The organism is Pseudomonas sp. KNUC1026, assembly GCF_021650705.1.
Taxonomy (GTDB): Bacteria; Pseudomonadota; Gammaproteobacteria; order Pseudomonadales; family Pseudomonadaceae; genus Aquipseudomonas.
The window spans coordinates 3,249,414-3,272,331 of record NZ_CP087138.1; the positions used below are offsets into that span (position 1 = coordinate 3,249,414).

General features: G+C 64.6%; 19 protein-coding genes and 4 pseudogenes. 16 read left to right on the forward strand and 7 right to left on the reverse strand.

Going from position 1 to position 22,918, the window contains the following annotated elements; translation table 11 throughout:
• Position 1: 1 nt before the first annotated feature.
• The 3 genes and pseudogenes from LN139_RS15085 to LN139_RS15095 all read left to right on the forward strand — a co-directional run bounded on the left by LN139_RS15085 (position 2) and on the right by LN139_RS15095 (position 2,678).
• Positions 2-679 (forward strand): response regulator transcription factor, encoded by a 678-nt coding sequence (locus tag LN139_RS15085; RefSeq protein WP_236354795.1) that lies wholly within the window; start codon positions 2-4, stop codon positions 677-679.
• Between the two features lie 117 nt (positions 680-796).
• Positions 797-1,249: pseudogene (locus LN139_RS15090) on the forward strand (Spy/CpxP family protein refolding chaperone); the annotation flags it as partial.
• A 91-nt stretch (positions 1,250-1,340) separates the two neighbouring features.
• The gene (locus LN139_RS15095) at positions 1,341-2,678 is read left to right on the forward strand and encodes a HAMP domain-containing sensor histidine kinase (RefSeq protein ID WP_236354798.1); all 1,338 of its coding nucleotides are present in this window, start codon (positions 1,341-1,343) and stop codon (positions 2,676-2,678) included.
• 103 nt (positions 2,679-2,781) lie between these two features.
• On the opposite strand, the gene LN139_RS15100 is transcribed toward LN139_RS15095, so the two are convergent.
• The 3 genes from LN139_RS15100 to LN139_RS15110 all read right to left on the reverse strand — a co-directional run bounded on the left by LN139_RS15100 (position 2,782) and on the right by LN139_RS15110 (position 4,273).
• Positions 2,782-3,021, reverse strand: a complete 240-nt coding sequence (locus LN139_RS15100) for a hypothetical protein (RefSeq protein ID WP_236354803.1) — start codon at positions 3,019-3,021, stop codon at positions 2,782-2,784.
• A gap of 75 nt (positions 3,022-3,096) precedes the next feature.
• The gene (tam, locus tag LN139_RS15105) at positions 3,097-3,861 is read right to left on the reverse strand and encodes a trans-aconitate 2-methyltransferase (RefSeq protein WP_236354804.1); all 765 of its coding nucleotides are present in this window, start codon (positions 3,859-3,861) and stop codon (positions 3,097-3,099) included.
• A gap of 19 nt (positions 3,862-3,880) precedes the next feature.
• The gene (locus LN139_RS15110; protein ID WP_236354806.1) at positions 3,881-4,273 is read right to left on the reverse strand and encodes a hypothetical protein; all 393 of its coding nucleotides are present in this window, start codon (positions 4,271-4,273) and stop codon (positions 3,881-3,883) included.
• 160 nt (positions 4,274-4,433) lie between these two features.
• Between LN139_RS15110 and LN139_RS15115 the strand changes: the two genes are divergently transcribed.
• Positions 4,434-4,652 (forward strand): hypothetical protein, encoded by a 219-nt coding sequence (locus tag LN139_RS15115; RefSeq protein WP_236354809.1) that lies wholly within the window; start codon positions 4,434-4,436, stop codon positions 4,650-4,652.
• Here the strand turns inward: LN139_RS15115 and LN139_RS15120 are convergent.
• Positions 4,646-5,749 carry a glycerophosphodiester phosphodiesterase gene (locus LN139_RS15120; protein WP_329610960.1) on the reverse strand — a complete coding sequence of 368 codons (1,104 nt, stop codon included), beginning with the start codon at positions 5,747-5,749 and terminating at the stop codon, positions 4,646-4,648. The two genes, LN139_RS15115 and LN139_RS15120, sit on opposite strands and share 7 nt — an antisense overlap.
• 115 nt (positions 5,750-5,864) lie before the next feature.
• Between LN139_RS15120 and LN139_RS15125 the strand changes: the two genes are divergently transcribed.
• Positions 5,865-6,851, forward strand: a complete 987-nt coding sequence (locus tag LN139_RS15125) for a DUF4917 family protein (RefSeq protein ID WP_236354811.1) — start codon at positions 5,865-5,867, stop codon at positions 6,849-6,851.
• 3 nt (positions 6,852-6,854) lie between these two features.
• On the opposite strand, the gene LN139_RS15130 is transcribed toward LN139_RS15125, so the two are convergent.
• On the reverse strand, positions 6,855-8,066 hold the full coding sequence (locus tag LN139_RS15130; protein WP_442964443.1) for a class I SAM-dependent methyltransferase: 1,212 nt from the start codon (positions 8,064-8,066) through the stop codon (positions 6,855-6,857).
• Between the two features lie 182 nt (positions 8,067-8,248).
• Between LN139_RS15130 and bglX the strand changes: the two genes are divergently transcribed.
• The 8 genes and pseudogenes from bglX to LN139_RS15165 all read left to right on the forward strand — a co-directional run bounded on the left by bglX (position 8,249) and on the right by LN139_RS15165 (position 17,335).
• A complete protein-coding gene (gene bglX / locus LN139_RS15135) occupies positions 8,249-10,540 on the forward strand; it encodes a beta-glucosidase BglX (RefSeq protein WP_236354813.1) in 2,292 nt (763 codons plus the stop codon).
• A 12-nt stretch (positions 10,541-10,552) separates the two neighbouring features.
• On the forward strand, positions 10,553-12,292 hold the full coding sequence (locus tag LN139_RS15140) for an ATP-binding protein (protein WP_236354822.1): 1,740 nt from the start codon (positions 10,553-10,555) through the stop codon (positions 12,290-12,292).
• Positions 12,289-13,620 (forward strand): sigma-54-dependent transcriptional regulator, encoded by a 1,332-nt coding sequence (locus LN139_RS15145; RefSeq protein ID WP_236354830.1) that lies wholly within the window; start codon positions 12,289-12,291, stop codon positions 13,618-13,620. Before LN139_RS15140 ends, LN139_RS15145 begins: the two co-directional genes overlap by 4 nt.
• Positions 13,621-13,796: 176 nt before the next feature.
• Positions 13,797-14,827 (forward strand): annotated as a pseudogene (locus LN139_RS15150) (MFS transporter).
• Complete coding sequence (locus LN139_RS25220) at positions 14,809-15,108, forward strand: hypothetical protein (protein WP_329610961.1); 300 nt, start codon at positions 14,809-14,811, stop codon at positions 15,106-15,108. The pseudogene LN139_RS15150 and the gene LN139_RS25220 overlap by 19 nt, the downstream one beginning before the upstream one ends.
• Positions 15,109-15,166: 58 nt before the next feature.
• A complete protein-coding gene (locus LN139_RS15155) occupies positions 15,167-15,646 on the forward strand; it encodes an MgtC/SapB family protein (RefSeq protein ID WP_236354833.1) in 480 nt (159 codons plus the stop codon).
• 157 nt (positions 15,647-15,803) lie between these two features.
• Positions 15,804-16,559, forward strand: a complete 756-nt coding sequence (olsB, locus tag LN139_RS15160) for an L-ornithine N(alpha)-acyltransferase (protein WP_236354835.1) — start codon at positions 15,804-15,806, stop codon at positions 16,557-16,559.
• Positions 16,559-17,335: a lysophospholipid acyltransferase family protein gene (locus LN139_RS15165; RefSeq protein ID WP_236354836.1), complete on the forward strand. Its 777-nt coding sequence runs from the start codon at positions 16,559-16,561 to the stop codon at positions 17,333-17,335. The genes olsB and LN139_RS15165 overlap by 1 nt, the downstream gene beginning before the upstream one ends.
• Here the strand turns inward: LN139_RS15165 and LN139_RS15170 are convergent.
• A complete protein-coding gene (locus tag LN139_RS15170; protein ID WP_236354845.1) occupies positions 17,281-17,904 on the reverse strand; it encodes an acyl carrier protein phosphodiesterase in 624 nt (207 codons plus the stop codon). The genes LN139_RS15165 and LN139_RS15170 overlap by 55 nt on opposite strands.
• A 136-nt stretch (positions 17,905-18,040) precedes the next feature.
• Here LN139_RS15170 and LN139_RS15175 point away from each other — a divergent pair, with 136 nt between their 5' ends.
• From LN139_RS15175 to LN139_RS15185, 3 genes and pseudogenes are all read left to right on the forward strand, one after another.
• Positions 18,041-18,343, forward strand: coding sequence for an ArsR/SmtB family transcription factor (locus LN139_RS15175; RefSeq protein ID WP_236354847.1), 303 nt, complete (start codon positions 18,041-18,043; stop codon positions 18,341-18,343).
• Positions 18,344-18,401: 58 nt separating this feature from the next.
• On the forward strand, positions 18,402-19,451 hold the full coding sequence (locus LN139_RS15180) for an alkene reductase (protein ID WP_236354849.1): 1,050 nt from the start codon (positions 18,402-18,404) through the stop codon (positions 19,449-19,451).
• 309 nt (positions 19,452-19,760) lie between these two features.
• Positions 19,761-21,910: pseudogene (locus LN139_RS15185) on the forward strand (TonB-dependent siderophore receptor).
• Positions 21,911-21,994: 84 nt separating this feature from the next.
• On the opposite strand, the pseudogene LN139_RS15190 reads toward LN139_RS15185, so the two are convergent.
• Positions 21,995-22,860: pseudogene (locus LN139_RS15190) on the reverse strand (ATPase).
• Positions 22,861-22,918 lie beyond the last annotated feature (58 nt).

Sequence of the window (22,918 nt, forward strand, 5' to 3'; positions counted from 1 at the left end):
CATGAGCGATGTGCTGCTGATCGACGACGACGTCGAGCTGTGTGAACTGCTGAGCAGTTGGCTGGCCCAGGAAGGCTTCAGCGTGCACGCCTGCCATGACGGTGCCAGTGCCCGTGCGGCACTTTCCGAAATGCCGCCGCAAGCGGTGGTGCTCGATGTGATGCTTCCCGACGGCAGCGGCCTGGAAGTGCTCAAGCAGCTGCGCGCCGAGCGCACCGACCTGCCGGTGGTGATGCTTTCAGCTCGCGGCGAGCCGCTGGACCGCATTCTGGGCCTGGAGCTAGGCGCCGACGACTACGTGGCCAAGCCCTGTGACCCGCGCGAGCTTACCGCCCGCCTGCGCGCAGTGCTGCGCCGCAGCCACCCCACCGCTACCACCACGCAGCTCGAACTGGGCGACCTGGTGTTCAGCCCGGCGCGCGGTGTGGTCACTGTCGACCAGCGCGACATTTCCCTGACCGTTTCCGAAAGCCGCCTGCTCGAGGCCCTGTTGCGCCAGCCGGGCGACCCGCTGGACAAGCAGGCGCTGGCGCAACTGGCGCTTGGCCGCAAGCTCACCCTGTACGACCGCAGCCTCGATATGCACGTGAGCAACCTGCGCAAGAAGATCGGCCCGCACGCCGACGGCCGCCCGCGAATCGTTGCCTTGCGTAGCCGTGGCTACTTCTACGCGCAATAGCGCCGGCGTTTACCAACCCTTTACGTAGGCCTGACCGCCGCTGACGCAGCCCTGAGTAATCTGAGCTCATCCGGTAACCACATACCACCGGGCCCAGACCACCAGGAGAAACACACCATGCGCAAGACCCTTGCCGCCTTGATGCTCGCCGCTACCCTGCCCACCCTCGCCATGGCCGCACCGCCTGCCGGCCCTGACGGCGTGCCACCACCTCCACCCTTCGAACACGGCCCGATGATGGATCGTGGCCCGATGCTCGAACATGGCCGCCCTGGCCCGGACATGTTCCGCGAGCTGGACCTGAATCGCGAACAGCGCATGCAGATCGGCAAACTGATGCGTGAGCAGATGCACCAGCGCCATGAGATCACCCGGTCGTTCCTCGACAAGCTGCCGGCGGCCGACCAGAAGGCCATGCAGGACCAGATCAAGGCCAACGAGGACAAGAACCGCGATGCCGTTCGCGCCGTGCTCACCCCTGAGCAGAAGAAGCAGTTCGACGAGATCAAGAAGGAACAGGACGCTCGCCGCGCCGAATGGGCCGAGTTCCAGGCCTGGAAAGCGCAAAAGGACAGAGAAAGCCCAGTAAACTGCGCCTCTGACTGTTCAACCGGCCCGGCCCTCTTCAACGAGGCCGGGCTGCCTGCGTTCGAGGTGCCTTTTGCGTTCATTGTTCTGGCGGATCCTTGCAAGCTTCTGGCTGGCCATCGCCCTGGTATCCGGGCTTTCGGTGCTGATGGGCCATGTGCTCAATCAGGACGCCTGGATTCTCAGCCGGCACCCGGTGCTGAAGGATTTCGCCCAGCAGTGGGTGGACACCTATGAAGGCCAGGGTGCCGATGCCGCCCAGGCACTGCTCGAACAGCGAAAGCGCGAGTTCCACATCGATACCCAGGTGCTCAACGACAGCGGCGACGCCGTGGTGCCCGGGACCTTCCCGCGCCGTGCACAGGCCATGGAAGCCCACAACAATGACGGGCGGCCCCTGCCCTGGCGCCGCCTGACCACCGAATACACGAGCCCCAACAGCCAGGACACCTACCTGCTGATCTACCGCATCCCGCACCCGCTGATCGACGACTGGCACCGCGAAAGCCTGACCGGCCCGATCGGCGGCTTGATCATCGCGCTGGTGGTGCTGACTTTGTTCAGCCTGCTGGTGACACTCTCGATCACCCGCCCGCTGAGCCGGCTGCGCGGGGCGGTGCACGACCTGGGCCAGGCCACCTACCAGCAGAACAGCCTGGCCAAGCTTGCAGCGCGGCGCGATGAGTTCGGCGTGCTGGCCAACGACTTCAACCGCATGGGCTCACGCCTGCAGAGCCTGATCGGCAGCCAGCGGCAGTTGCTGCGCGACGTGTCGCACGAACTGCGTTCACCGCTGGCGCGGCTGCGCATCGCCATGGCGCTGGCCGAACGCGCTGAGCCTGCACAGCGTGAACAGCTGTGGCCGAGGCTCACGCGTGAGTGTGACCGGCTGGAGGCGTTGATCAGCGAAATTCTCGAGCTGGCGCGGGTCGATGCCGAACAGGCGCACCCCGAGACCGTCGACCTGAACCAGATCCTGGGCGGTATCCGCCGCGACGCGCAGCTCAGCGCCCCGGACCAGAACGTGAAGGTCGAGGCCGAACCCGGCCTGCAATTGCAGGGGTGGCCAACGCTGGTAGAGCGCGCTCTGGATAACCTGGTGCGCAACGCATTGCGCTTCAACCCGGCCGATCAGGCCATCGAGATCAGTGCGTCGAGCGAGGGAGAGGGCTTGCTCATCAGCGTTCGTGACCACGGGCCGGGTTGCCCGCCGGAACACCTGGGCCAATTGGGCGAGCCGTTCTACCGCGCCCCTGGCCAGAGCGCTGCGGGCCATGGCCTGGGCCTTGCCATCGCTCGGCGTGCAGCCGAGCGCCACGGCGGCAGCCTCATATTTGCCAATGACCCAAGTGGAGGGTTCACCGCTCGTATGCAGTTGCCGAAAGTACCTGCACCCGCGAGATTGACGTAGACAATCCGTAGGAGCGCAACTTTCCGCTTGCCTGCGGCCTTTCGAAACCGGCACATCACCGCGTCGCCCGGCGTAGCCGAGCTCCTGCAATACAGCGAAGGGGTCAGCGGGCTGCCAGGCTCGGAGCGGCGCCGGTATTCGACCAACGGCTGTAAGTCTCACGCGCCCGGTCCAGCCAGATGCGCCACTGCTGCTCGTCCAGCAGGCAGAAGTCTCTCAACGCGTAGAGGTAACCCACGGTCGAGGTGTAATTGCTCAGCGCCAGCGAATCGAAGCCGGCCGACGCAATAGCGTCGATGCGGGCCTCCACACGGCTGGTAACTGATTCGGGTACGTCGGCCATCAGGCGCTCCAGAATGCTCGGATAGGGCGAATTCAGGAGGTAGGAGCGCCCATGGCCTTTACAAGTTCCTGCCCCTCAGCGCTGGGCGACGACGAACAGGCGGGGAAAAGGCAGCAGCACGCTGCCATCGGGCAGCACCTCGTACGCCTTGGCAAGTTCGGCATGGTACTGGGCAACGAAGGCTTCGGCCTGGTGCGCATCGAGCTGGGAAAGGTACGGGCCCAGCGCCGAGCCCCTGAACCATTCCACCACCGCAGAGATGCCTCCAGCCAACGGATGATGGTAAGTGGTGCGCCACACATCCACCTGCTGGCACAGCGGCTTGAGCAGCCGATAGTAGAAGCTGGCGCCATGCCGGGGCGGCAATGCGAACCCGGCAAAACGTTCGGCCCATGGGCCACTCTCTGCAACCTTGCGCAGTGCCCGGTGGGCAGGCTCTTCAAGGTTATCGGGCGTCTGCACGGCGAGGGTGCCACCGGCCGCCAGCTGCGCGACCAGATGCGGATAGAGTTGATCGTGATCGGGCAGCCACTGCAGCGACGCATTGGCCAGGATCACATCCTGCCGCTGCGCAGCCTGCCAATGGCCAATGTCGCCAGCCTCGAAGCTCATGTGCGGCAAGCGCTCGCGTGCGGCCTGCAGCATGTCGGCTGCCGAATCCAGGCCACTGATGTGCGCCTGCGGGAAGCGCTGGGCCAGGATCTCGGTGGAGTTGCCCGGGCCGCAGCCCAGGTCGATGGCGTTGCGCACCACTGCAGTGGGGATGGCGGCGATCAGGTCACGTACCGGGCGGGTGCGCTGGGCTTCGAATATCGAGTACTGCTGGGCGTGCCAACTCATCATGCCTCCTTGGCGGGGTTTACTGGCGAAAGTCTCCGGTGCCGAACACGCGCTCGCGGCCTTTGTCGTTCTTCACGGTCAGGCGCGTACGCTGTTCACTCCAGCTGATCTGGCCGTCTTCATGGCGGTCATGCCAACGGCCCCAGTTTTTCTTGTCGTCGATGTAACTGGCCCACAGCACCTTGCCCTCTGCCGGGAACTGGCAACGGTAGCGGCTGCGCTGGCGGGTAGTGGCATGAGTAAAGACGATTTCCGGCGTATTGCCGCCGCGGGTGATCCGCAACCGGCCAAGATCATGGTTCAGTTCCAGTGCCAGCACCGCCTTGCACACGTCGGCGTGGGTGTAGCCGCCGGCAAAGGCGTTGCCGCTGGCGAGCACCAGGGCGGAGGACAACAACAGCGACGCCTTCATGAACCATCCTTAAGATCAGAAAATTCGGCAATGCCACCACTGTAACCAAGCCCGCTTGCGGCAGCCAGTAGGCTTCAGGCTGTTTCATCGCTTCGCTGTGGAGCGAACCCTTGTGCGCCTGCCGGGTCAGCATCCTCAAGGACCCTTCGGAGACACCGCCATGACCGAAATGCAGGCACTGACAGCCACCCTTGAAAAGCTCTACGAAAACCAGGTAGCGCTGGCCGCGTCCATTGAAGAGCTGGCGTTGTGGGTGGAGGTGCGCGGCGAGGACGCCGCCACTGCCGACAACGTGCGCGGCGCTCTCGAAACCCTTGACCGCAACGCCGACAGTATCAGCGCTGCAGTGCAACTGCTGCGTGGCGCGAAGGGTCAGTAACCTTCCTGGGTCAACAGTTCGCCCACGCTTCGCTTGGCCGGGCGACCATAGAACTGCAGCAACTGCGCGGCGCGGTTGGTGAAGATGCCGTCCACGCCTGCGTCCATGACTTTTTTATAATCGACCGGGTCATCGACGGTGTACGCGTGCACCAGCAGGCCCTTGTCATGGGTGTAGCGGTTCATCCAGGGCTGCACCAGGTCCATGTAGCTTTGGTCTCCGCCTTGGGTAAGTGCTGCGGAGGGGCCGGTACCGACCGCACCTTGCGCCTTGGCAAAATCAACCCATTGCTCGAACGCCGCCTTGTCCTTGGGCTGCTGGCGGGCATACCAGGCGGCTTTGTCTTTCTCGCCGGACTGGGCGAAGGTCTGGTTCGAGGCGGGTGTGATGCTGCCCTCGCCCACCCACAGCAGCAGGATCTTCGGCACCTTGGGCATTTCCTTGGCCAGCAGCTGCAGGCTGGGCTTTTCGAAGGTTTGCAGGATGATCCGCTTGCCGGGCGCCACCTCGCCGCCCGCCGTCAGCCAGCCGCGCTGCTCCAGTTTGAGCTTCAGGTCATGCTCGATGCCGGGAAACAGGCCTGGCACTTTGGTTTCCATGTAAAGCCCGGGCTTGTGCTGCGGGCTGCCCTCGGCGATGTCGATGATCTCGTCGAGCGTCTGCACCTGCAGCCCTTTGAACTTGGGCCGCGCGCGGTCGGGGTAGGCGCTGTTGAACCAGCTGCCGGCATCGAGCTGCTTGAGCTCGGCCAGGGTGAACTCGCTGACCGGCTTGTCCTTGCGCTCGGGGAAGCGCGTGGCGATGTCGGTGGTGCGCTGCAGGTTCTCATCGTGCAGGGCGATCAGCACGCCGTCCTTGGTGCGTTGCAGGTCCATTTCCAGGTAGTCGGCGCCCAGGTCGCGGGCAGTCAGGTAAGAAGCGCGGGTCGACTCCGGTGCGTCGAACGAAGCGCCGCGGTGGGCGATGACTGCCGGATGCGGGATGTTCGCGGCGCGGGCGAGCTCGGCGGGCGACTGAGCATGCGCCACGCCTGCGCAAAGCGCAGCGCCGAGGGTGAGGGTGAGGGAACATGCTGCGCGGGAGAGCTTGAAGGTCATTGGCTGCCGATTCCATATACGGTCGAAGGACCCAAGCATAGTCGGCGCGGCGGATGACAGCGGCGTGTCACATGCTACAGTCGCGCCCCACACAGGTTTTGCAACGAAGATGACCATGGCCACCCCCGAATTCGACGCCCACCTGCCCGCCTGGGCCGACCTCGCCTCGGCCTGCACCGGCATCCTGCTGGGCAACGGCGCCAGCCGCGCATTGTGGCGCGCCTTCAATTACCACTCGCTGTTCGAGCTGGCCTGCACGGTGCGCAACAAACCGCTGGGCAAAACCGACAAGGCCCTGTTCGAGGCGATGGGCTGCGAAAGCTTCAACCAGGTGCTGGTGGCGCTCAACGCCACCGCACGGGTGAACGCAGCGCTGGCGATCAGCTCCACGGCGCCCTTGAACCGCTACTACTCGATCAAGGAAGCGCTGATCCACGCCGTGCGCAGTGTACACATCCCGTTCGGGCGGTTGCGCCCGGAGGCGCTGGCGGCGATGAACAACGAGTTGCGCCGTTACCGTACGGTCTACAACAGCAACTACGACCTGCTCACCCACTGGGCAACGTGGCATGCGCCAGAGGGTTTCGAAGACCTGATGGATGCCGACCAGAGCTTCGACCCGCGCCGCTTTCATAATGAAGGCACCCGCGTGCTGCACCTGCACGGCGGCCTGCACCTGATCCGCAACCGCGACGGCAGCACGCGCCGGCGCAGTGCCGGCGGCGCCGAGCTGCTCGATGGGTTTGCCATCAACACGCCGGGCGACCTGCCGCTGCTGGTGAACGAAGGCCGCTGTGAGGAAAAACGCCGCAGCATCGGCGAGTCGGCCTACCTGAGCCTGGCCTTGCAAGCGCTGGCTACGCACCAGGGGCCGTTGTGCCTGTTCGGCCACCAACTGAACACTCAGGACGGGCACTTGCTGGAGGCGATTCGCGCCGCTGGCCCCGAGCAGGTCGCTGTGTCGATCTTTCCGCTCAGCGCGCCCTGGGTGCAGAGCCAGAAGGCGCGCTTCCACCAGTTGCTGGGGGATGTGACGCGGCTGGCCTTCTTCGACGCCACCAGCCACCCGCTGGGCGCACCGGCGCTGCTGCACAGCGCTTGAGGTTCAGAGCAACGCGTCGGCCTTGAGCAGGCCTTCAAGGCAGTGCCGCTCGATGCCGTAGAACGCCTTGAGCGCGTCGATCTTTTCCAGCAGCGCGGCGTTGCTGCGTGGCTGGGCGCGCTTGACCGCCAGGATCATCTTGTTCTTGCTGGTGTGCTCCAGCGAGACGAATTCGAACACCTTGGTGTCGTAGCCGCAGGCCTCCAGGTACAGCGCGCGCAGCGCATCGGTGGCCATCTCCGCCTGTTGGCCCAGGTGCAGCCCGTATTGCAGCATCGGCGCCAGCACCTGCGGGCTGTGCATCTGCGGGCGGATTTCCTTGTGGCAGCACGGCGAGCACAGCACGATGGCGGCGCCGGCGCGGATGCCGGTATGGATGGCGTAGTCGGTGGCGATGTCGCAGGCATGCAGCGCGATCATCACATCGACATGCTCGGGCACCACGCTGCGTACATCGCCACACTCGAACACCAGGCCTGGCTGCTCCAGCGGCGCGGCGGCACGGTTGCACAGCTCGACCATGTCCGGGCGCAGCTCCACACCCAGCACCTGAGCCTGCCGGCCGAGGCCATGGGTAAGGTGGTCGTGCACGGCGAAGGTGAGGTAGCCCTTGCCCGAGCCGAAATCCGCAACGCTCACGCGTTCGGCGCAGGCCAGGGGGCTGGCGGCCAGCGCATGGTCGAACACCTCGACGAACTTGTTGATCTGCTTCCATTTGCGCGACATGGCCGGCACCAACTGGCCTTGTGCATCGGTGACGCCCAGCGCACGCAGGAACGGCCGTTCCAGGCTCAAGTAACGATGTTTCTCACGATCATGGGCCTGAGGCTGCGCAACGATAGGCTGAGCATTGGCTGCACGATGCAGCATCGGCTTGCCCTTCTTGCTGAAGTCCAGTTGCAGGGTTTCATCCTGCGTCACCAGGTGGGCGTTGCGAAACGCTCCTGGCAGCCAGGTTTCCACCTGATCCAGTGCTTCTTCCAGAGCCAGATGGCGGGTGACGTCGCGGGTCTTGTAGCGCAGCACCAGGCCCAGCCGTGGCTGGCCCTTGATCTGCATCGGCTTGATCGTCACCCGCTGCAGGTCGGGCTCTTCGCCCACGTGCCGGGCCAGCACCAGCTTGGAAAGCCGCCCATGTTCTACACTGTGGCGCAGCGAAGCGAGGAACCGCTGGCGAGCATCGGGGTCGGTGTTTACGGCGGGCATGGCAGGCAAGGCCTCGGTTTCGGCGGCAGACATAAAATGGAACATTCTACCGCCATCAGCACGGGGCGTCTTGGCCGGCTCAGCTGGCGAAGCGAGCCCCGATGAGTTACAACGTGCCAGCTCCGTCATCACAACAGGCGCGCGCACGCGCCGCTGCCGTCATATCGCAGTCACCGGGGAATCCGTTATCCATGAACAAGCTGTACCTGCTCGGCCTGGTCGCAAGCCTGGCCTGGCCCACCGCACATGCCGCCGACTACACACCGCCCACCCAGAGCAAAGCCACCTTCATCAATGATTTGATGAAGCGCATGACCCTGGATGAAAAGATCGGCCAGTTGCGCCTGATCAGCATCGGCGACGACGTGACTCTGGAGTCGATCCAGCGCGACCTGGCCGCAGGCCACATCGGCGCCACCTTCAACTCGGTCGTGCCGTGGGACAACCGCTTGATGCAGGATGCCGCGCTGCGCAGCCGGCTGCACATCCCGATGTTCTTCGCCTACGACGTGATTCACGGCCATCGCACCCAGTTCCCCATCAGCCTGGGCCTGGCCGCCAGCTGGGACACCAGCGCCGTCACCCGCGCAGCGCGCACCGCTGCCGCCGAGGCCAGCGCCGACAGCCTCGACATGACCTACGGGCCGATGGTCGACATCGCCCGCGACCCGCGCTGGGGCCGCACCAGCGAAGGCTTCGGCGAAGACACCTACCTGGTGTCGAAAATGGGCGAAGCGATGGTCCATGGCTTCCAGGGCAAGGGCCCGGAGGAGCCGGGCAGCATCATGGCGATCGTCAAGCACTTCGCCCTCTATGGGGCAGTAGAGGGCGGGCGTGACTACAACATCGTCGATATGAGCCCGCAGCGCATGTACAACGACTACCTGCCGCCCTACCGCGCCGCACTCGATGCCGGCGCCGGCGGTGTGATGGTCGCGCTGAACTCGATCAACGGCGTGCCGGCCACCGCCGACACCTGGCTGATGCAAGACCTGCTGCGCAAGCAATGGGGCTTCAAGGGCCTGACCGTAAGCGACCACGGCGCCATCCTGGAGCTGGTCAACCATGGCGTGGCCGCCGACCCCACCGACGCCGCGCGCCTGGCCATCAAGGCCGGCATCGACCAGAGCATGAACGACAAGGCCTATGGCGTCGCGCTGCCGGCGCTGATCAAGGACGGCAAGGTGCCGCTGGCCGAAGTCGACGCTGCTGTGCGCGAAGTGCTCTCGACCAAATGGGACCTGGGCCTGTTCGCCGACCCGTACCGGCGCATCGGTAAAAAGGCCGACGACCCGGTCGACATCAATGCCGAGAGCCGCCTGCACCGCAGCGATGCCCGCGAGGTGGCACGGCGCACGCTGGTGCTGCTGAAGAACGCCAACGGCACCCTGCCACTGAAGAAGCAAGGCACTATCGCCGTGGTCGGCCCGCTGGCCGATTCGCACACCGACATGCTCGGCAGCTGGTCGGCCGCCGGCCTGCCCAAGCAGACCGTCACCGTGCTCGATGGCGTCCGCGCAGCAGTGGGCAACCAGGCCAAGGTTGTGTACGCACGGGGCGCGAACGTGACCGATAACGCCAAAAGCATGCGCTTTCTGAACAACATCATCCTCGACCACACCGAGATCGAACCCGACAGCCGCAGCGCTCAGGAACTGATCGACGAAGCGGTGAAGGCCGCATCGGGCGCCGACGTGATCGTCGCGGCGGTGGGTGAGTCGCGCGGCATGTCCCATGAGTCGGCCAGCCGCACCACGCTCGACATCCCAGCCACCCAGCGCAAGCTGATCGAAGCCCTGCGCGGCACCGGCAAGCCGCTGGTGCTGGTGCTGATGAACGGCCGCCCGCTGTCGCTGGAGCGTGAGAACGCCGAGGCCGATGCGTTGCTGGAAACCTGGTTCTCCGGCACCGAAGGCGGCAATGCCATTGCCGATGTACTGTTCGGCGATTACAACCCTTCGGGCAAGCTGCCGATCACCTTCCCCCGTTCGGTCGGGCAGATCCCGATGTACTACAGCCACCCCACCATTGGCCGCCCCGCCGAGCCGGGCGGGCCTGGCAACTACCGCTCGCAGTACTTCGATGCCGAGACCTCGCCGCTTTTCCCGTTCGGTTATGGCCTGAGCTACACCCAGTTCGAGGTGTCCGACATCACCCTCTCCGGCAACAGCCTCAAGGCCGGCGGCAAGCTTACCGCCAGCGTCACGGTGCGCAACACCGGCAAGGTGGCCGGGCAAACCACGGTGCAGCTGTACCTGCATGACAAGGTCGCTTCGATCGCGCGGCCGATCCAGGAGCTCAAGGGCTTCGAGCCGGTGATGCTGCAGCCCGGCGAGTCCAGGCAAGTGCAGTTCAGCATCGACGAGCCGATGTTGCGCTTCTACAACTCGCAACTGAAATTCGCCTCTGAACCTGGCGAGTTCGACCTGCAGATCGGCCTGGACTCCCAGGACGTGAAGCACGCCGGCTTTCGCCTGCTCTAAGGCCGCCCGCACATGAGCCATCGCCGCCTGCGCCTGGCGGCGATCGTTCTGCCGGCCTTGCTGGGCACCCTGCTGTGCGGGGTGCTGGGCGCGCACTACAACGCCCGCCAGGCACTGCTTGGCGAATCCCGCGTGTCCGAGCAGCGCCTGAACCTCTACGCCAACAACCTCACCACGCTCATCGAGCGTTATCGGGCACTGCCCACCGTGCTGGCGCTCGATCCGGAGGTGGCCCGCGCCCTGCAAGGGCCGCTGGATCGCAGCAGCCAGTTGCGGCTGAACCTCAAGCTCGAACAGCTCAACCAGGCGGCGCAATCCTCCTCGCTCGAACTGCTCGACCGCGACGGCATGGCGGTGGCGGCGAGCAACTGGGATACCCCGTTCAGCTACGTGGGCCACAATTACGGCTTTCGCCCTTACTTTCAGCAGGCTCGCGTGCAGGGCGCCGGTCGCTTCTATGCAGTGGGCGTGACCAGCGGCATACCGGGGTACTTCCTCTCCAGTGCCGTGACCACACCCGGCGGCGCGTTTCTCGGCGCCTTGGTGGTCAAGCTGGAGTTCGCTCTGGCCCTGCAGCAGTGGCCGCAGGATCGCGACATCCTGCTGATCAGCGATGAGCGGGGTGTGGCCTTCATCGCCAGTGACGCTCGCTGGCGTTATCGCCTGCTGCGCCCGTTGAGCGAGGACGACAGAGAAGCCCTCGCCGCCACCCGCCAGTACCATCACCAACCCCTGGCACCGCTGGCCTGGGACACTCTGGAAACCCTGGGCGAACAGCATCGGCTGGTGCGCATCGAGCGCGCCGATTACCTCTGGGAAAGCCGCGCCCTGCCCACAGAAGGCTGGACGCTGCACGTGCTGCGCCCCTGGCAGCCGGATGCGCGCGGGCAGTGGCTGGCGGCCCTCGGCGCGGGCAGCGCCTGGCTGTGTGCGGTGTTCGCGCTGTTGGTTGGGTACCAGCGCCTGCGCCTGGCGCGGCTACGGCGCAATGCCCAGCGCGAGCTGGAGCGCCTGGTGCAGGCCCGCACCCTTGACCTGCGCGAAGCTCAGGATGGGCTGGTGCATTCGGCACGCCTGGCGGCATTAGGGCAGATGGCCGCAACGCTTGCCCACGAGATCAACCAGCCGCTGACCACCCAGCGCATGCAACTGGCCAGCCTGCGCCTGCTGCTGGAGCGCGGCCGCGTCGACGAGGCCCATGCAGCGGTGCGGCCGCTGGAGCAGATGGTCGAGCGCATGAACGCGCTGACCCGCCACCTCAAGAATTTTTCTCGCAAAAGCCCGCAAGGGTTGCGCGAACCCCTGGACCTGGCCGCAGTGCTCGACCAGGCCCTGCACCTGCTGGCCAGCCGCCTGCGTGAGCAACGGCCTGAGGTGATGCTGCAGGTCGCGCGGCCGGCTCAGGTGCGGGGCGATGCATTGCGGCTGGAGCAAGTGCTGATCAACCTGTTGGGTAATGCGCTGGACGCACTGGCCACCGTGAGCGAGCCGAAGCTGTGCATCACCCTCGAACGACTTGGCAATGAGTGGCACCTGGCCGTTATCGACAATGCTGGCGGTATCGCAGAGGATGCGCTGCCCCGGGTGTTCGACGCCTTCTTCACCAGCAAGCCGGCCGGCCAGGGCCTGGGATTGGGCCTGGCGGTCTCGCGCGCCATCGCCGAAGAACAGGGCGGACGCCTGAGCGCCGAGAACCGCAACGGCGGCGCGTGCTTCACCTTGCAATTGCCGGCAGCTTCGGAGGCCCCGTGAACCCTGCCCTGACCATTGCGGTCATCGACGACGAAGCCAGCATTCGCGCCTCGATCGAACAGTTCCTTACGCTCTCGGGCTTCACTGTGCGCACTTTCGAAAGCGCCGAGGCGCTCCTCGCCCAGCCCTGCCCGAGTGGTATGGGCGCGGTGCTCAGCGACGTGCGCATGGCCGGCATGGGCGGCCTGGCGCTGCTCAGTGCGCTTCAGGCACTCGATGTCGACCTGCCGGTGATCCTGCTCACTGGCCATGGTGATGTACCTATGGCTGTAGCCGCGCTGCGCGACGGGGCTTACGACTTTCTGGAAAAACCCTTCGACCCCGATCGCCTGAGCCACGCACTGCAACGGGCCCTGGAAAAACGCTCGCTGGTGCTGGAAAACCGCCAATTGCACCAGCGCGCCGATGCGCACGGTGAATTGCAGGCGCGGCTGCTGGGCCAGTCTCCGGCAATGGTTGCCCTGCGCCAGCGCCTGTTGGACATGGCGGCGCTGCCGGTCAACGTGTTGATCCGCGGTGACACCGGCACCGGCAAGGAACTGGCAGCCCGTTGCCTGCACGATTTCAGCCCCCGCGCTGGCGGGCCCTTCGTGGCGCTGAACTGCGCCGCGATTCCCGAGGCATTGTTCGAAGCCGAGTTGTTCGGCCATGAGAGCGGTGCATTCACAGGCGCCCAGGGCAAACGCATCGGCAAGCTGGAGTACGCCAGCGGCGGCACGCTGTTTCTCGACGAAATCGAAAGCCTGCCACTGGCTCAGCAGGCCAAGCTGTTGCGCGCGCTGCAAGAACGCAGCATCGAGCGCCTGGGCGGCAACCGCAGCATCGCGATCGATCTGCGGCTGATCGCGGCGACCAAACCCGACCTGCTCGAAGAAGCCCGTGCCGGGCGTTTCCGCGAAGACCTGGTGTACCGGCTGAACGTGGCCGAGCTGCACCTGCCACCCCTGCGCCAGCGCCGTGAAGACATCCCCGCGCTGTTCGATCACTATGCCAGGCGCAGTGCCGAGCAGGCCGGCCGTACCTGGCCAGGGCTTGCGCCAGCGCAACTGGCGGGCCTGCTGGCGCACGAGTGGCCTGGCAATGTGCGCGAGCTGGCCAACGCGGCCGAGCGGCTGGCGCTGGGCCTGGGCGAATCGCCCACCGTTGCCGCAGGCGGCGGGTCGCTCAGCGCCCAGGTGGAAGCCTTCGAAGCCCAGTGCCTGCGGGCAGCGCTGGCACGCCATCGTGGCGACATCAAGGCGGTGATGGACGACCTTCAACTGCCCCGGCGCACCCTCAACGAGAAAATGCAGCGCCACGGGCTGTTGCGTGAGGCCTTTCTCGACTGATAGGCAAAAAACCGCTCATCGAATCCGTATCCATGAGCGGGTTATTGCCTAACACAGACCTGAACCTTCCTGATTCCGGGGCTCACGGCCCTTGGCACGGGCCGTGCAATCGGCCCTGCACCGGTGTTCAGCCTTCGCGCTGCGACGCCCGCCAACAACAAGAGAAGGTCTCACTGATGAACTCGATTCCCCCTGCCGGGCCGGCTGCCACGGCCACTCCCGTTCGCGCGCGCTCGCGGCTCAAATCCATCTTCAGCGGCTCGGTCGGCAACCTCGTCGAATGGTACGACTGGTATGTCTACGCGGCGTTCTCGCTGTACTTTTCTGCGGTGTTCTTCCCCAAGGGCGACCCCACTGCGCAGTTGCTCAACACTGCTGCAATCTTCGCTGTCGGCTTTCTGATGCGCCCGTTGGGCGGCTACCTGATGGGCCTGTACGCCGACCGTAAAGGCCGCAAGGCCGCGCTGCTGGCGTCGGTGCTGTTGATGTGCTTCGGCTCGCTGCTGATTGCGCTCACGCCCGGCTATGAAACCATCGGCGTGGCTGCACCCATCCTGCTGGTGGTCGCGCGGCTGCTGCAAGGTCTCTCGGTAGGTGGCGAGTACGGCACCTCGGCCACTTACCTGAGCGAGATGGCCGACCGCAAGAACCGTGGTTTCTGGTCGAGCTTCCAGTACGTCACCCTGATCAGCGGCCAGCTCATTGCCCTGGCGGTGCTGATCGTGCTGCAACAAACCCTTACCGAAGAGCAGCTCTACAGCTGGGGCTGGCGCGTGCCGTTCGTGATCGGCGCCATCTGCGCGGTCGTTGCGCTTTACCTGCGCCGGGGCATGGAAGGACCGAGTCGTTCACCAAAGGCGCCGAAAAACGCAAGGAAAGCGCCCTCGCCCAATTGCTGAAACACCCACGTGAGCTGTTGACCGTCGTGGGCCTGACCATGGGCGGCACGCTGGCCTTCTACACCTACACCACCTACATGCAGAAATACCTGGTCAACAGTGTCGGCATGAGCAAGGCAGATTCCACGTTGATCTCGGCGGCCACGCTGTTCCTGTTCATGTGCCTGCAACCGGTGATGGGCGCGTTGAGCGACCGCATCGGCCGGCGCCCGATCCTGATCGGCTTCGGCGTGCTCGGCACGCTGTGCACCTATCCGATCCTGAACACGCTGAGCACCGTCAGCACCCTGTGGGCGCCTTCTGGCTGATCATGGCGGCGCTGGTGATCGTCAGCGGCTACACCTCGATCAACGCCGTCGTCAAAGCCGAGCTGTTCCCGGCCGAAGTGCGCGCGCTTGGAGTTGGCCTGCCCTACGCGCTGACCGTCTCGATCTTCGGCGGTACCGCCGAGCTGGTGGCCCTGCAATTCAAGCAGGCAGGCTACGAAAGTGGCTTCTACTGGTACGTCACCGCCTGCATCGCCGTGTCGCTGCTGGTGTACGTGTTCATGAAAGACACCCGTACCACTTCGCGCATCGAAACCGACTGACCGCACCGGAGCCGCGAAGGATGGTCTATTGGCCATCTTTCGCTTCGTGGGGTGATCAATGGACGATTTCGGTACCCGTGTCCTGGCCGTTCTGGCCAAGGAATTTTCCGACCTGACTGACCTGGACAACTGTGTGCGCCTGCTGGCGCGCCTGCTGCTGGCTGCTGTTCTGGGCGGGCTGCTGGGCCTGCAACGCGAACTCAGCGGCAAGGCCGCAGGGCTACGCACCCACATGCTGGTGTGTACCGGCGCTGCCCTGTTCGTGCTCGCCCCCGGGCTTAACGGTGCCGGCCCCGACGCCCTGAGCCGCGCCATCCAGGGCGTGGTGGCCGGCATCGGTTTTCTGGGTGCCGGCACCATCCTCAAGGGCAACGAGCAGGACACCCACAAGGTCAAGGGCCTGACCACTGCAGCAGGCTTGTGGATGACCGCCGCTATCGGTGTGGCTGCCGGCATGGGCCATGAAGGCAGCGCGATCTTCGCCACTGCATTGGCGCTGCTGGTGCTGGCCGTGGTGCCCCGCTCCCCCGCCTCCTGAGCCCGGCGGCGCAATGCCGGGGGCCTGCCCAAGCACTGCCTGGGCCGTAATACAACCATCACCAAAGCTTAATGGCGCTGACACCGCGCCTACATAGCCTGACCCTGCCGCCCCCATGGCGGCATGTCTGCCCTCAGGCCAGCTTTGGAGACACGCCATGACCCAGACCGCCCTCACCGCCGCGCGCCGCCCCGAACGCCAACTGCGGGCAGAGCGCCTGATCGGCCCTGCCGCTGTGCAACAGGCCCAAGCCTTGCGCTATCGCGTATTCAGCGCCGAATTCAATGCGTCCTTGAGCGGTGCCGACAAGGGCCTGGACACCGACGACTTCGACGCCTGGTGCCTGCACATCGGTGTGCGGGACCTGGCCACCGGCGAGCTGGTCGCCACCACCCGCCTGCTCGACCACCGCGCCGCCGGCCACATGGGCCGCTTCTACAGCGAGGGCGAATTCCACCTGCATGGCCTGAGCCACCTGCAAGGCCCGATCCTTGAGATCGGCCGCACCTGCGTGGCAGCCGAGTACCGCAATGGCGGCACCATCGCGGTGCTCTGGAGCGAGCTGGCCGAGGTGCTCAACGAGGGCAACTACAGCTACCTGATGGGCTGCGCGAGCATCTGCATGCAGGACGGGGGGCTGCAAGCCGAAGCCATCATGCGGCGGCTGCGCGAACGCTACCTGTGCAACCAGAACCTGCGCGCCGAGCCCCGCAACCCATTGCCAGCACTGGACGTGCCGGCCAACCTGATCGCCGAAATGCCGCCGCTGCTCAAGGCTTATATGCGCCTGGGGGCGAAGATCTGTGGCGAGCCCTGCTGGGACCGCGAATTCCAGGTAGCCGACGTGTTCATCCTGCTCAAGCGCGCCGAGCTGTGCCCACGTTATGCCCGCCACTTCAAGGCGGCGGTGTAATGCGTGCGCTGCGCCTGGGGCGCATTCTGCTGGCGGTGGGCATGGGCCTGATGATGGCTTGCACCCTCGCACTGTTCGAACGCCTGGGCGTGCCTGACCACCAGGCACGCCGGCAACGCTGGACCCGCCGCTTCATGGCTGCGGTGTGCCAGGGCCTGCCCTATCGCATCCAGGTGCGTGGCACATTACCGACCACGCCGATGCTGTGGCTGAGCAACCATGTGTCGTGGACCGACATCGCGGTACTGGGGCAACTGGCGCCCATGGCTTTTCTTTCCAAGGACGAGGTACGCCATTGGCCGATCGCCGGGTGGTTGGCAACCCGCGCCGGCACCTTCTACATTCGCCGCGGCGCCAGCGACGGCCAGCGGCTGCGCCAGGAAATGGGCGAGCACTTGCGCCAGCGAGGGCCGCTGGTGATCTTCCCCGAAGGCACCACCACCAATGGCCGCGACGTGCGCACCTTCCACGGCCGCCTGCTGGCCTGCGCCATCGAACAAGGTGTGCCGGTGCAGCCGGTTGCGTTGCGCTACCTGCGCGATGGGCAACGCTGTGAAGTCTCGCCCTTCATCGGGGACGACGACATGCTCTCGCACATGATGCGCCTGCTGCGCCAGCCGTTGATCGATGTGGAAGTGCACTTGCTGGCGCCGATTGCCAGCAATGGGCAGGAGCGCGCAGCGCTCGCGCACGCCAGCCAGGCAGCCGTGCGCGGAGCGCTTCAGGGCGTGCCGCTGGCCACGCCCTCCTCCGAGCCGGTGCCTGCAACCGCTTGACGCTGTTGCGCGGCGAACGCTTGCAACACGGGGTAAAAGCGGCGGAAGTCATCAGTGAGCGGCTCGTAAAGCCGCTCCAATTCGTCCATCACCCCGTCCAGCACCCCGGCGCGCGACAGCCGCCGGCCGATACCTTTAAACACCCCCTCCAACACCTCGAAGCGCTGGTAAGCGCCCAGCCAGTCATGGGCGATCATGTGTGGCGCGATCTGCTCCAGGCGGCCGGGCAGGTCGCCAGTGCGCTCCAGCAGGCGGTAAACCGAAGCACTGAACACCGCCAGTGGTTCTTCTGAGTACTGCTGCCAATGGCGGGCCAGGCAATGGTCGAAGAACACGTCCAGCACGATACCGGCGAAACGCCTGCGCCCTTCGGGAAAGCGCGCCAGCGCGGCCAGCACCAGCGGGTGGCTGTCGGTGTAGCGGTCGACGGTTCGATGCAGGCGGATGCTCGCTTCCAAGGCTGGGCTGAATCGCCCTTCGAGCGGGCCTTTGACGAAGTCACCGTAGAGGCTGCCAAGGCGCTGCTGGTCGCTCGGGCCGCCCAGGTGAAGGTGGGCAAGATAGTTCATGGCGCCAGCCTACAACGAAACGCCCCCGCTCCACGCTATCAATCCCATCGATAGCAATCATGCCTGCCAGGCATTGGTATATCGGAAAACTCCGATTTACATTTCGTCTCAACACGATATACGCCACGAGCCGACCATGCCCGACGACCTCGACGCCATCATCAAAGCCCTGGCCCACCCGCTGCGGCGGGAGATCCTGCGTTGGCTCAAGGACCCGCACGGCAATTTTCCCGAGCAGTATCACCCTTATGAGCAAGGGATTTGCGCAGGCCAGATCGACCAGCGCTGCGGGTTGTCTCAATCGACGGTGTCGGCGCACCTGGCCACGCTGCAGCGCGCAGGCCTGATCAGCAGCCAGAAGATCGGCCAGTGGCACTTTTTCAAACGCAACGAAACCACCCTGCAGCGTTTTCTGGAACAGCTGCGCGACGAACTTTGATCGCCCAGGCCGCCTTATCGCCTGGGCCTGGCAACTCACTGACCCAAGAGACGTAGACATGACGACGATTTTCGACCCGATCACACTGGGCGACCTGAACTTGCCCAACCGCATCATCATGGCGCCGCTCACCCGCTGCCGCGCCGATGAAGGCCGCGTACCGAACGCGATGATGGCCGAATACTACGTCCAGCGCGCCAGCGCCGGCCTGATCCTCAGCGAAGCCACCTCGGTGACGCCGATGGGCGTTGGCTATCCCGACACCCCCGGCATCTGGTCGGACGCTCAGGTCAAGGGCTGGGCGAACGTCACCCGCGCCGTGCACGCCGCCGGCGGGCGCATCTTCCTGCAACTGTGGCACGTGGGCCGCATCTCCCACACCAGCTACCTGGACGGCGAGCTGCCGGTAGCACCCAGCGCCATCCAGCCCGCGGGGCACGTCAGCCTGATCCGCCCGCAAGTGGACTTCCCCACCCCACGCGCGCTGGAAACCGCCGAGATCGCCGAAGTGATCGAGGCCTACCGCAAGGGTGCCGAGAACGCTAAAGCTGCCGGTTTCGACGGTGTAGAAATTCACGGTGCCAATGGTTACCTGCTGGATCAGTTCCTGCAGAGCAGCACCAACCAGCGCACCGACCAGTACGGCGGCTCGCTGGAAAACCGTGCCCGGCTGATGCTGGAAGTCACCGATGCTGTTGTCGGTGTATGGGGCGCGGGCCGCGTAGGCATGCACCTGGCGCCGCGCGCCGATGCACACGATATGGGCGATGCCAACCGCCTGGAAACCTTCAGCTACGTGGCTCGTGAACTGGGCAAGCGCGGCATCGCGTTCATCTGCGCCCGTGAGAAGGAGGGCGAGGACAGCCTGGCTGCCCAGCTCAAGCAAGCCTTCGGCGGCGCCTACATCGTCAACGAACGCTTCACCAAGCAGACAGCCAATGCCGCGCTGCAAAGCGGTGTTGCGGACGCTGTCGCGTTCGGTGTGCCGTTTATCGCCAACCCGGACCTGCCCGAGCGCCTGGCGGCCGACGCTGCGTTGAACGAGCCAGACCCCAGCACGTTCTACGGCCAGGGCGCCAAAGGGTATCTGGATTACCCGCGCCTCTGACCTGCCTCTGCAGTGCACACAGCCCTGGCCTCTGGCCGGGGCTTTTTCGTTTTAGGGGCAACATGACCGCACCCTTTCAGGGGATATCGATAAGCGATAGCGATTGGTATCTATTCACTTACGATAAATTGATGCTGTTGCGATGAATTACTATTTACATTTTTTTCACTTTTAAATAGCCTTCTGCCACCCGCCAACCTGGCGGCTTTCTCGCAGGCCTCATGGATGAATACCCGCACTCACGGCGCGCCAACGCAGCGCGCCGCGCGAGGGTGTGTGCCTGCGTTTCTTGCCGAGGACACACAACACATGAAGCACTTCCCCTTGCTCAAGCTGGCAGTGGCGGTCTCGCTGCTCAGCGCCGGTGCTGCCCACGCAGCGGCCGAAACCCCTTCACAAACGCCTGCCACCGAGGCCGATGGCAGCATTTCGCTTGGCGTCACTTCGGTGACCGGCGATGGCGTTGCCGGGCAATCGACGACTGAAGGGACTGGGTCCTATACGACGGGAAGATGAGTACGGCGACCAAGCTGAACCTGTCGCCGCGTGAGACACCACAATCGGTGAGCGTGATTACACGCCAGCGCATAGAAGACAAGGGGATGAACGACCTGAACGACGTCGTGCAGAACGCACCGGGTGTCACCCTTCAGAAATACGGTGCCGATCGCCAGCAGTTCATGTCGCGTGGCTTCAAGATCGACAACATCATGTACGACGGGCTCTCCACCAGCGTCGGGACCTACACCCAGGACACCATTTCTTCAGCCGATATGGCTATGTTCGACCGCGTGGAGGTGGTGCGTGGCGCAACCGGCCTGATGACCGGCGCCGGCAGCCCCGCCGCGACCTTGAACCTGGTGCGCAAGCGCCCCACTGATACACCTCAGGTCAGCGTGACCACCAGCGCGGGCAGCTGGGACCGCTACCGCACCGAGCTGGACGCCTCCAATCGCCTCAACGAATCCGGCACTTTGCGTGGCCGAGTGGTAGCAGCCTATCAGGACAACAAAAGCTTTCAGGACCTGAAGACCAACCAGCGCCAGACCTTCTACGGCGTACTCGAAGCAGATCTGAGCGACGCCACCACCTGGACGATCGGTGCTTCCAAGCAGCGCGACGACAACCGTTCCGACTGGGGCGGCATCCCCAGTGGCCCTAATGGCGAAGACCTGCACCTGCCTCGATCCAGCTTCCTCAGCAACCAGTGGTCGTATTGGGACAAAGACAACTACAGCTTCTTCACCGACGTGACCCACCGTTTCGACAACGGCTGGACGGGCAAACTCGCAGCGCAGAAGATCTGGGCCAATCTGGACTCCTTCGCGGCGTACTCGACCGCCAACACCGATGGCACTTTCAGCCAGAACTCGGGCCACTACATCAACTCGGATTACCAGACCAACTACGATGCGTCGCTGACGGGCCCCTTCCAGCTCTTCGGGCGTGAACACCAGTTGAGTGTGGGCACCAGCTACCGGCAGGAACGGTTCGATCAGAACGGCGGGAACCTGCCTTCGTACACGTATGATCCGTTCAACTTCTATCACAACGCACCGGAAGGTAATCCCAACCTGTACAGCTGGGAGTACCGCAATACCGCGACCGAAAAATCCGCCTATGCCGTGGCGCGCTTCAACCCGATCGACCCGCTGCACGTGATCATCGGTTCGCGGGTGCTCTGGTACAAATGGGATGATCGCTCCGGCGACACCGACTACAACCAGACGCAAAAGGTGACCCCTTACGCCGGCATCGTCTACGACCTGAACGACACCTACTCGGTGTATGCAAGCTACACGCAGATCTTCAAACCTCAGGCGGGCGTGACGGCGAACAACAGCGCGCTTGAGCCCATGACGGGCGAAAACTACGAGTTGGGCCTCAAGGGGGCTTATCTCGATGGCGCACTCAACGGCTCGATCGCGCTGTTCGACCTGACCCAACAGAAACGGGCCTACACACTGGATCAGCGATGCGGGGCGGTTCAGTGCTCGGCAACAGCCGGTGAGGTCCGCAGCCAGGGCATCGACGCCGAGATCAGCGGGGCGATCACGCCCAACTGGCAGGCATCGGCGTCATACACCTATGTGCTCAGCCAGTTCGTCAAGGATCAGGCCAAGGAAGGCATGTTGTTCGACCCATCACAGCCCAAACACCTGTTCAAGGCCGCCACCACCTACAACCTGACGGGCGATCTGCATAAATGGCGCGTCGGTGCCGACATCTATGCTCAGAGCGGGACGTTCCAGCATGTGGGCACCGGCCTGAGCGACCAGGCTAGTTATTCGGTAGTCGGGCTGATGGCCGGCTACCGCTTCAACGACCATTGGGATGGCCGTGTCAACGTGAACAACCTGTTCGACACCAAGTATTGGCAGGGGCTGCCTGAGACCTTCGGCGGGGGCATCTATGGCGACCCACGCAACCTGATGTTCAGCCTGAAGTGGACGCTTTGATCATCTAGGAGCTACAAGCCAGAAGCGCAGAGCTACAACTTCAGGGCCACGGCTAACCACCGTGGCCCGTTTCGTTCGACCGCATCAACGCCGCGCGTCGATCTGCTGCTGCAGGTTCTGGATCTGGCTTTGCAAGGTATTGAAGTTGCGCGTGGCCTGGCCGCGGAAAGAGTCGAACTCCTGATTGCTGGGCCCGTTACTGGCGCTGGCGGCCGGACGGTTTTCCAGTTCGCTGCGCAGCACGATCAGGTCCTGTTCCACCTGGCCGATGCGGTTACCGGTATCACCCTGTTTCTTCAGCGCGGCAACATCGCCTTCCAGCCCTTTGAGGCGGGTGTCGTTGCTGCCCTGCGCGGCCTGGGCAGCCTTGAGGCTGGCGAGGTCGGCGGCCATCGCCTTGAGTGCCTGGTCATGGCTGGCCTGCTGGCTGTTCAATTGCGCCGTGAGTTGGTCCAGGCGCTTGCCCAGGTCGCCCTGTTGGCCGGCCACGCCCTGAGCGGTGCGGCTCTGGTCGTCGAATTGGCCTTGCAACTGCTTGAGCGCCTGCTTGAACGACTCGGTGTCGGTGGTGGCGCTGGTTTCGCCGGCGGCCATCTTGCCGCTGATGTCGCGCAGGCGGCCGGCGGCCTCTTCACTGACCTTGGCAAACTCTCCTGGGTGGCCACCAGCTGTTGCTCCATCAGGGAGATCTGCTGAAAGCTCCACCAGCCCAGCACCCCCAGCGCGATCACCAATGCCAGCACCAGCGCCCAGAGCGCGCCGCTGCCAGGCGCCTTGACCTTTACCACCGGCGGGGAATACACCGCCTCCTGCTCGCGCGCTGGCGCGCGGCGGGCTGCCTTGCGAGGCTCGGTGCCAGGCTCCGGCTCACTCGCGAAGTCATGGTCGCGAGCATCGGCGCGCAGGCTCGGCAGGTTTTCGTCGAAGTCATCAACGGCGTCTTTTCGCATGGCAAGCCTTTGAACAATTCAGATAAATGAGGGCGATTCTAACCCGGAACGCACTCGC

What these genes read in the sequence shown, in the direction of transcription:
- olsB (WP_236354835.1), top strand. Translation starts at nt 15,804, where the DNA reads ATGACCCAGACCGCCCTCACCGCCGCGCGCCGCCCCGAACGCCAACTG.
- LN139_RS15170 (WP_236354845.1), bottom strand. Translation starts at nt 17,904, where the DNA reads ATGAACTATCTTGCCCACCTTCACCTGGGCGGCCCGAGCGACCAGCAG.
- LN139_RS15110 (WP_236354806.1), bottom strand. Translation starts at nt 4,273, where the DNA reads ATGAAGGCGTCGCTGTTGTTGTCCTCCGCCCTGGTGCTCGCCAGCGGC.
- tam (WP_236354804.1), bottom strand. Translation starts at nt 3,861, where the DNA reads ATGAGTTGGCACGCCCAGCAGTACTCGATATTCGAAGCCCAGCGCACC.
- LN139_RS15140 (WP_236354822.1), top strand. Translation starts at nt 10,553, where the DNA reads ATGAGCCATCGCCGCCTGCGCCTGGCGGCGATCGTTCTGCCGGCCTTG.
- LN139_RS15165 (WP_236354836.1), top strand. Translation starts at nt 16,559, where the DNA reads ATGCGTGCGCTGCGCCTGGGGCGCATTCTGCTGGCGGTGGGCATGGGC.
- LN139_RS15100 (WP_236354803.1), bottom strand. Translation starts at nt 3,021, where the DNA reads ATGGCCGACGTACCCGAATCAGTTACCAGCCGTGTGGAGGCCCGCATC.
- LN139_RS15175 (WP_236354847.1), top strand. Translation starts at nt 18,041, where the DNA reads ATGCCCGACGACCTCGACGCCATCATCAAAGCCCTGGCCCACCCGCTG.
- LN139_RS15115 (WP_236354809.1), top strand. Translation starts at nt 4,434, where the DNA reads ATGACCGAAATGCAGGCACTGACAGCCACCCTTGAAAAGCTCTACGAA.
- LN139_RS15085 (WP_236354795.1), top strand. Translation starts at nt 2, where the DNA reads ATGAGCGATGTGCTGCTGATCGACGACGACGTCGAGCTGTGTGAACTG.
- LN139_RS15120 (WP_329610960.1), bottom strand. Translation starts at nt 5,749, where the DNA reads ATGACCTTCAAGCTCTCCCGCGCAGCATGTTCCCTCACCCTCACCCTC.
- bglX (WP_236354813.1), top strand. Translation starts at nt 8,249, where the DNA reads ATGAACAAGCTGTACCTGCTCGGCCTGGTCGCAAGCCTGGCCTGGCCC.
- LN139_RS15155 (WP_236354833.1), top strand. Translation starts at nt 15,167, where the DNA reads ATGGACGATTTCGGTACCCGTGTCCTGGCCGTTCTGGCCAAGGAATTT.
- LN139_RS15180 (WP_236354849.1), top strand. Translation starts at nt 18,402, where the DNA reads ATGACGACGATTTTCGACCCGATCACACTGGGCGACCTGAACTTGCCC.
- LN139_RS15125 (WP_236354811.1), top strand. Translation starts at nt 5,865, where the DNA reads ATGGCCACCCCCGAATTCGACGCCCACCTGCCCGCCTGGGCCGACCTC.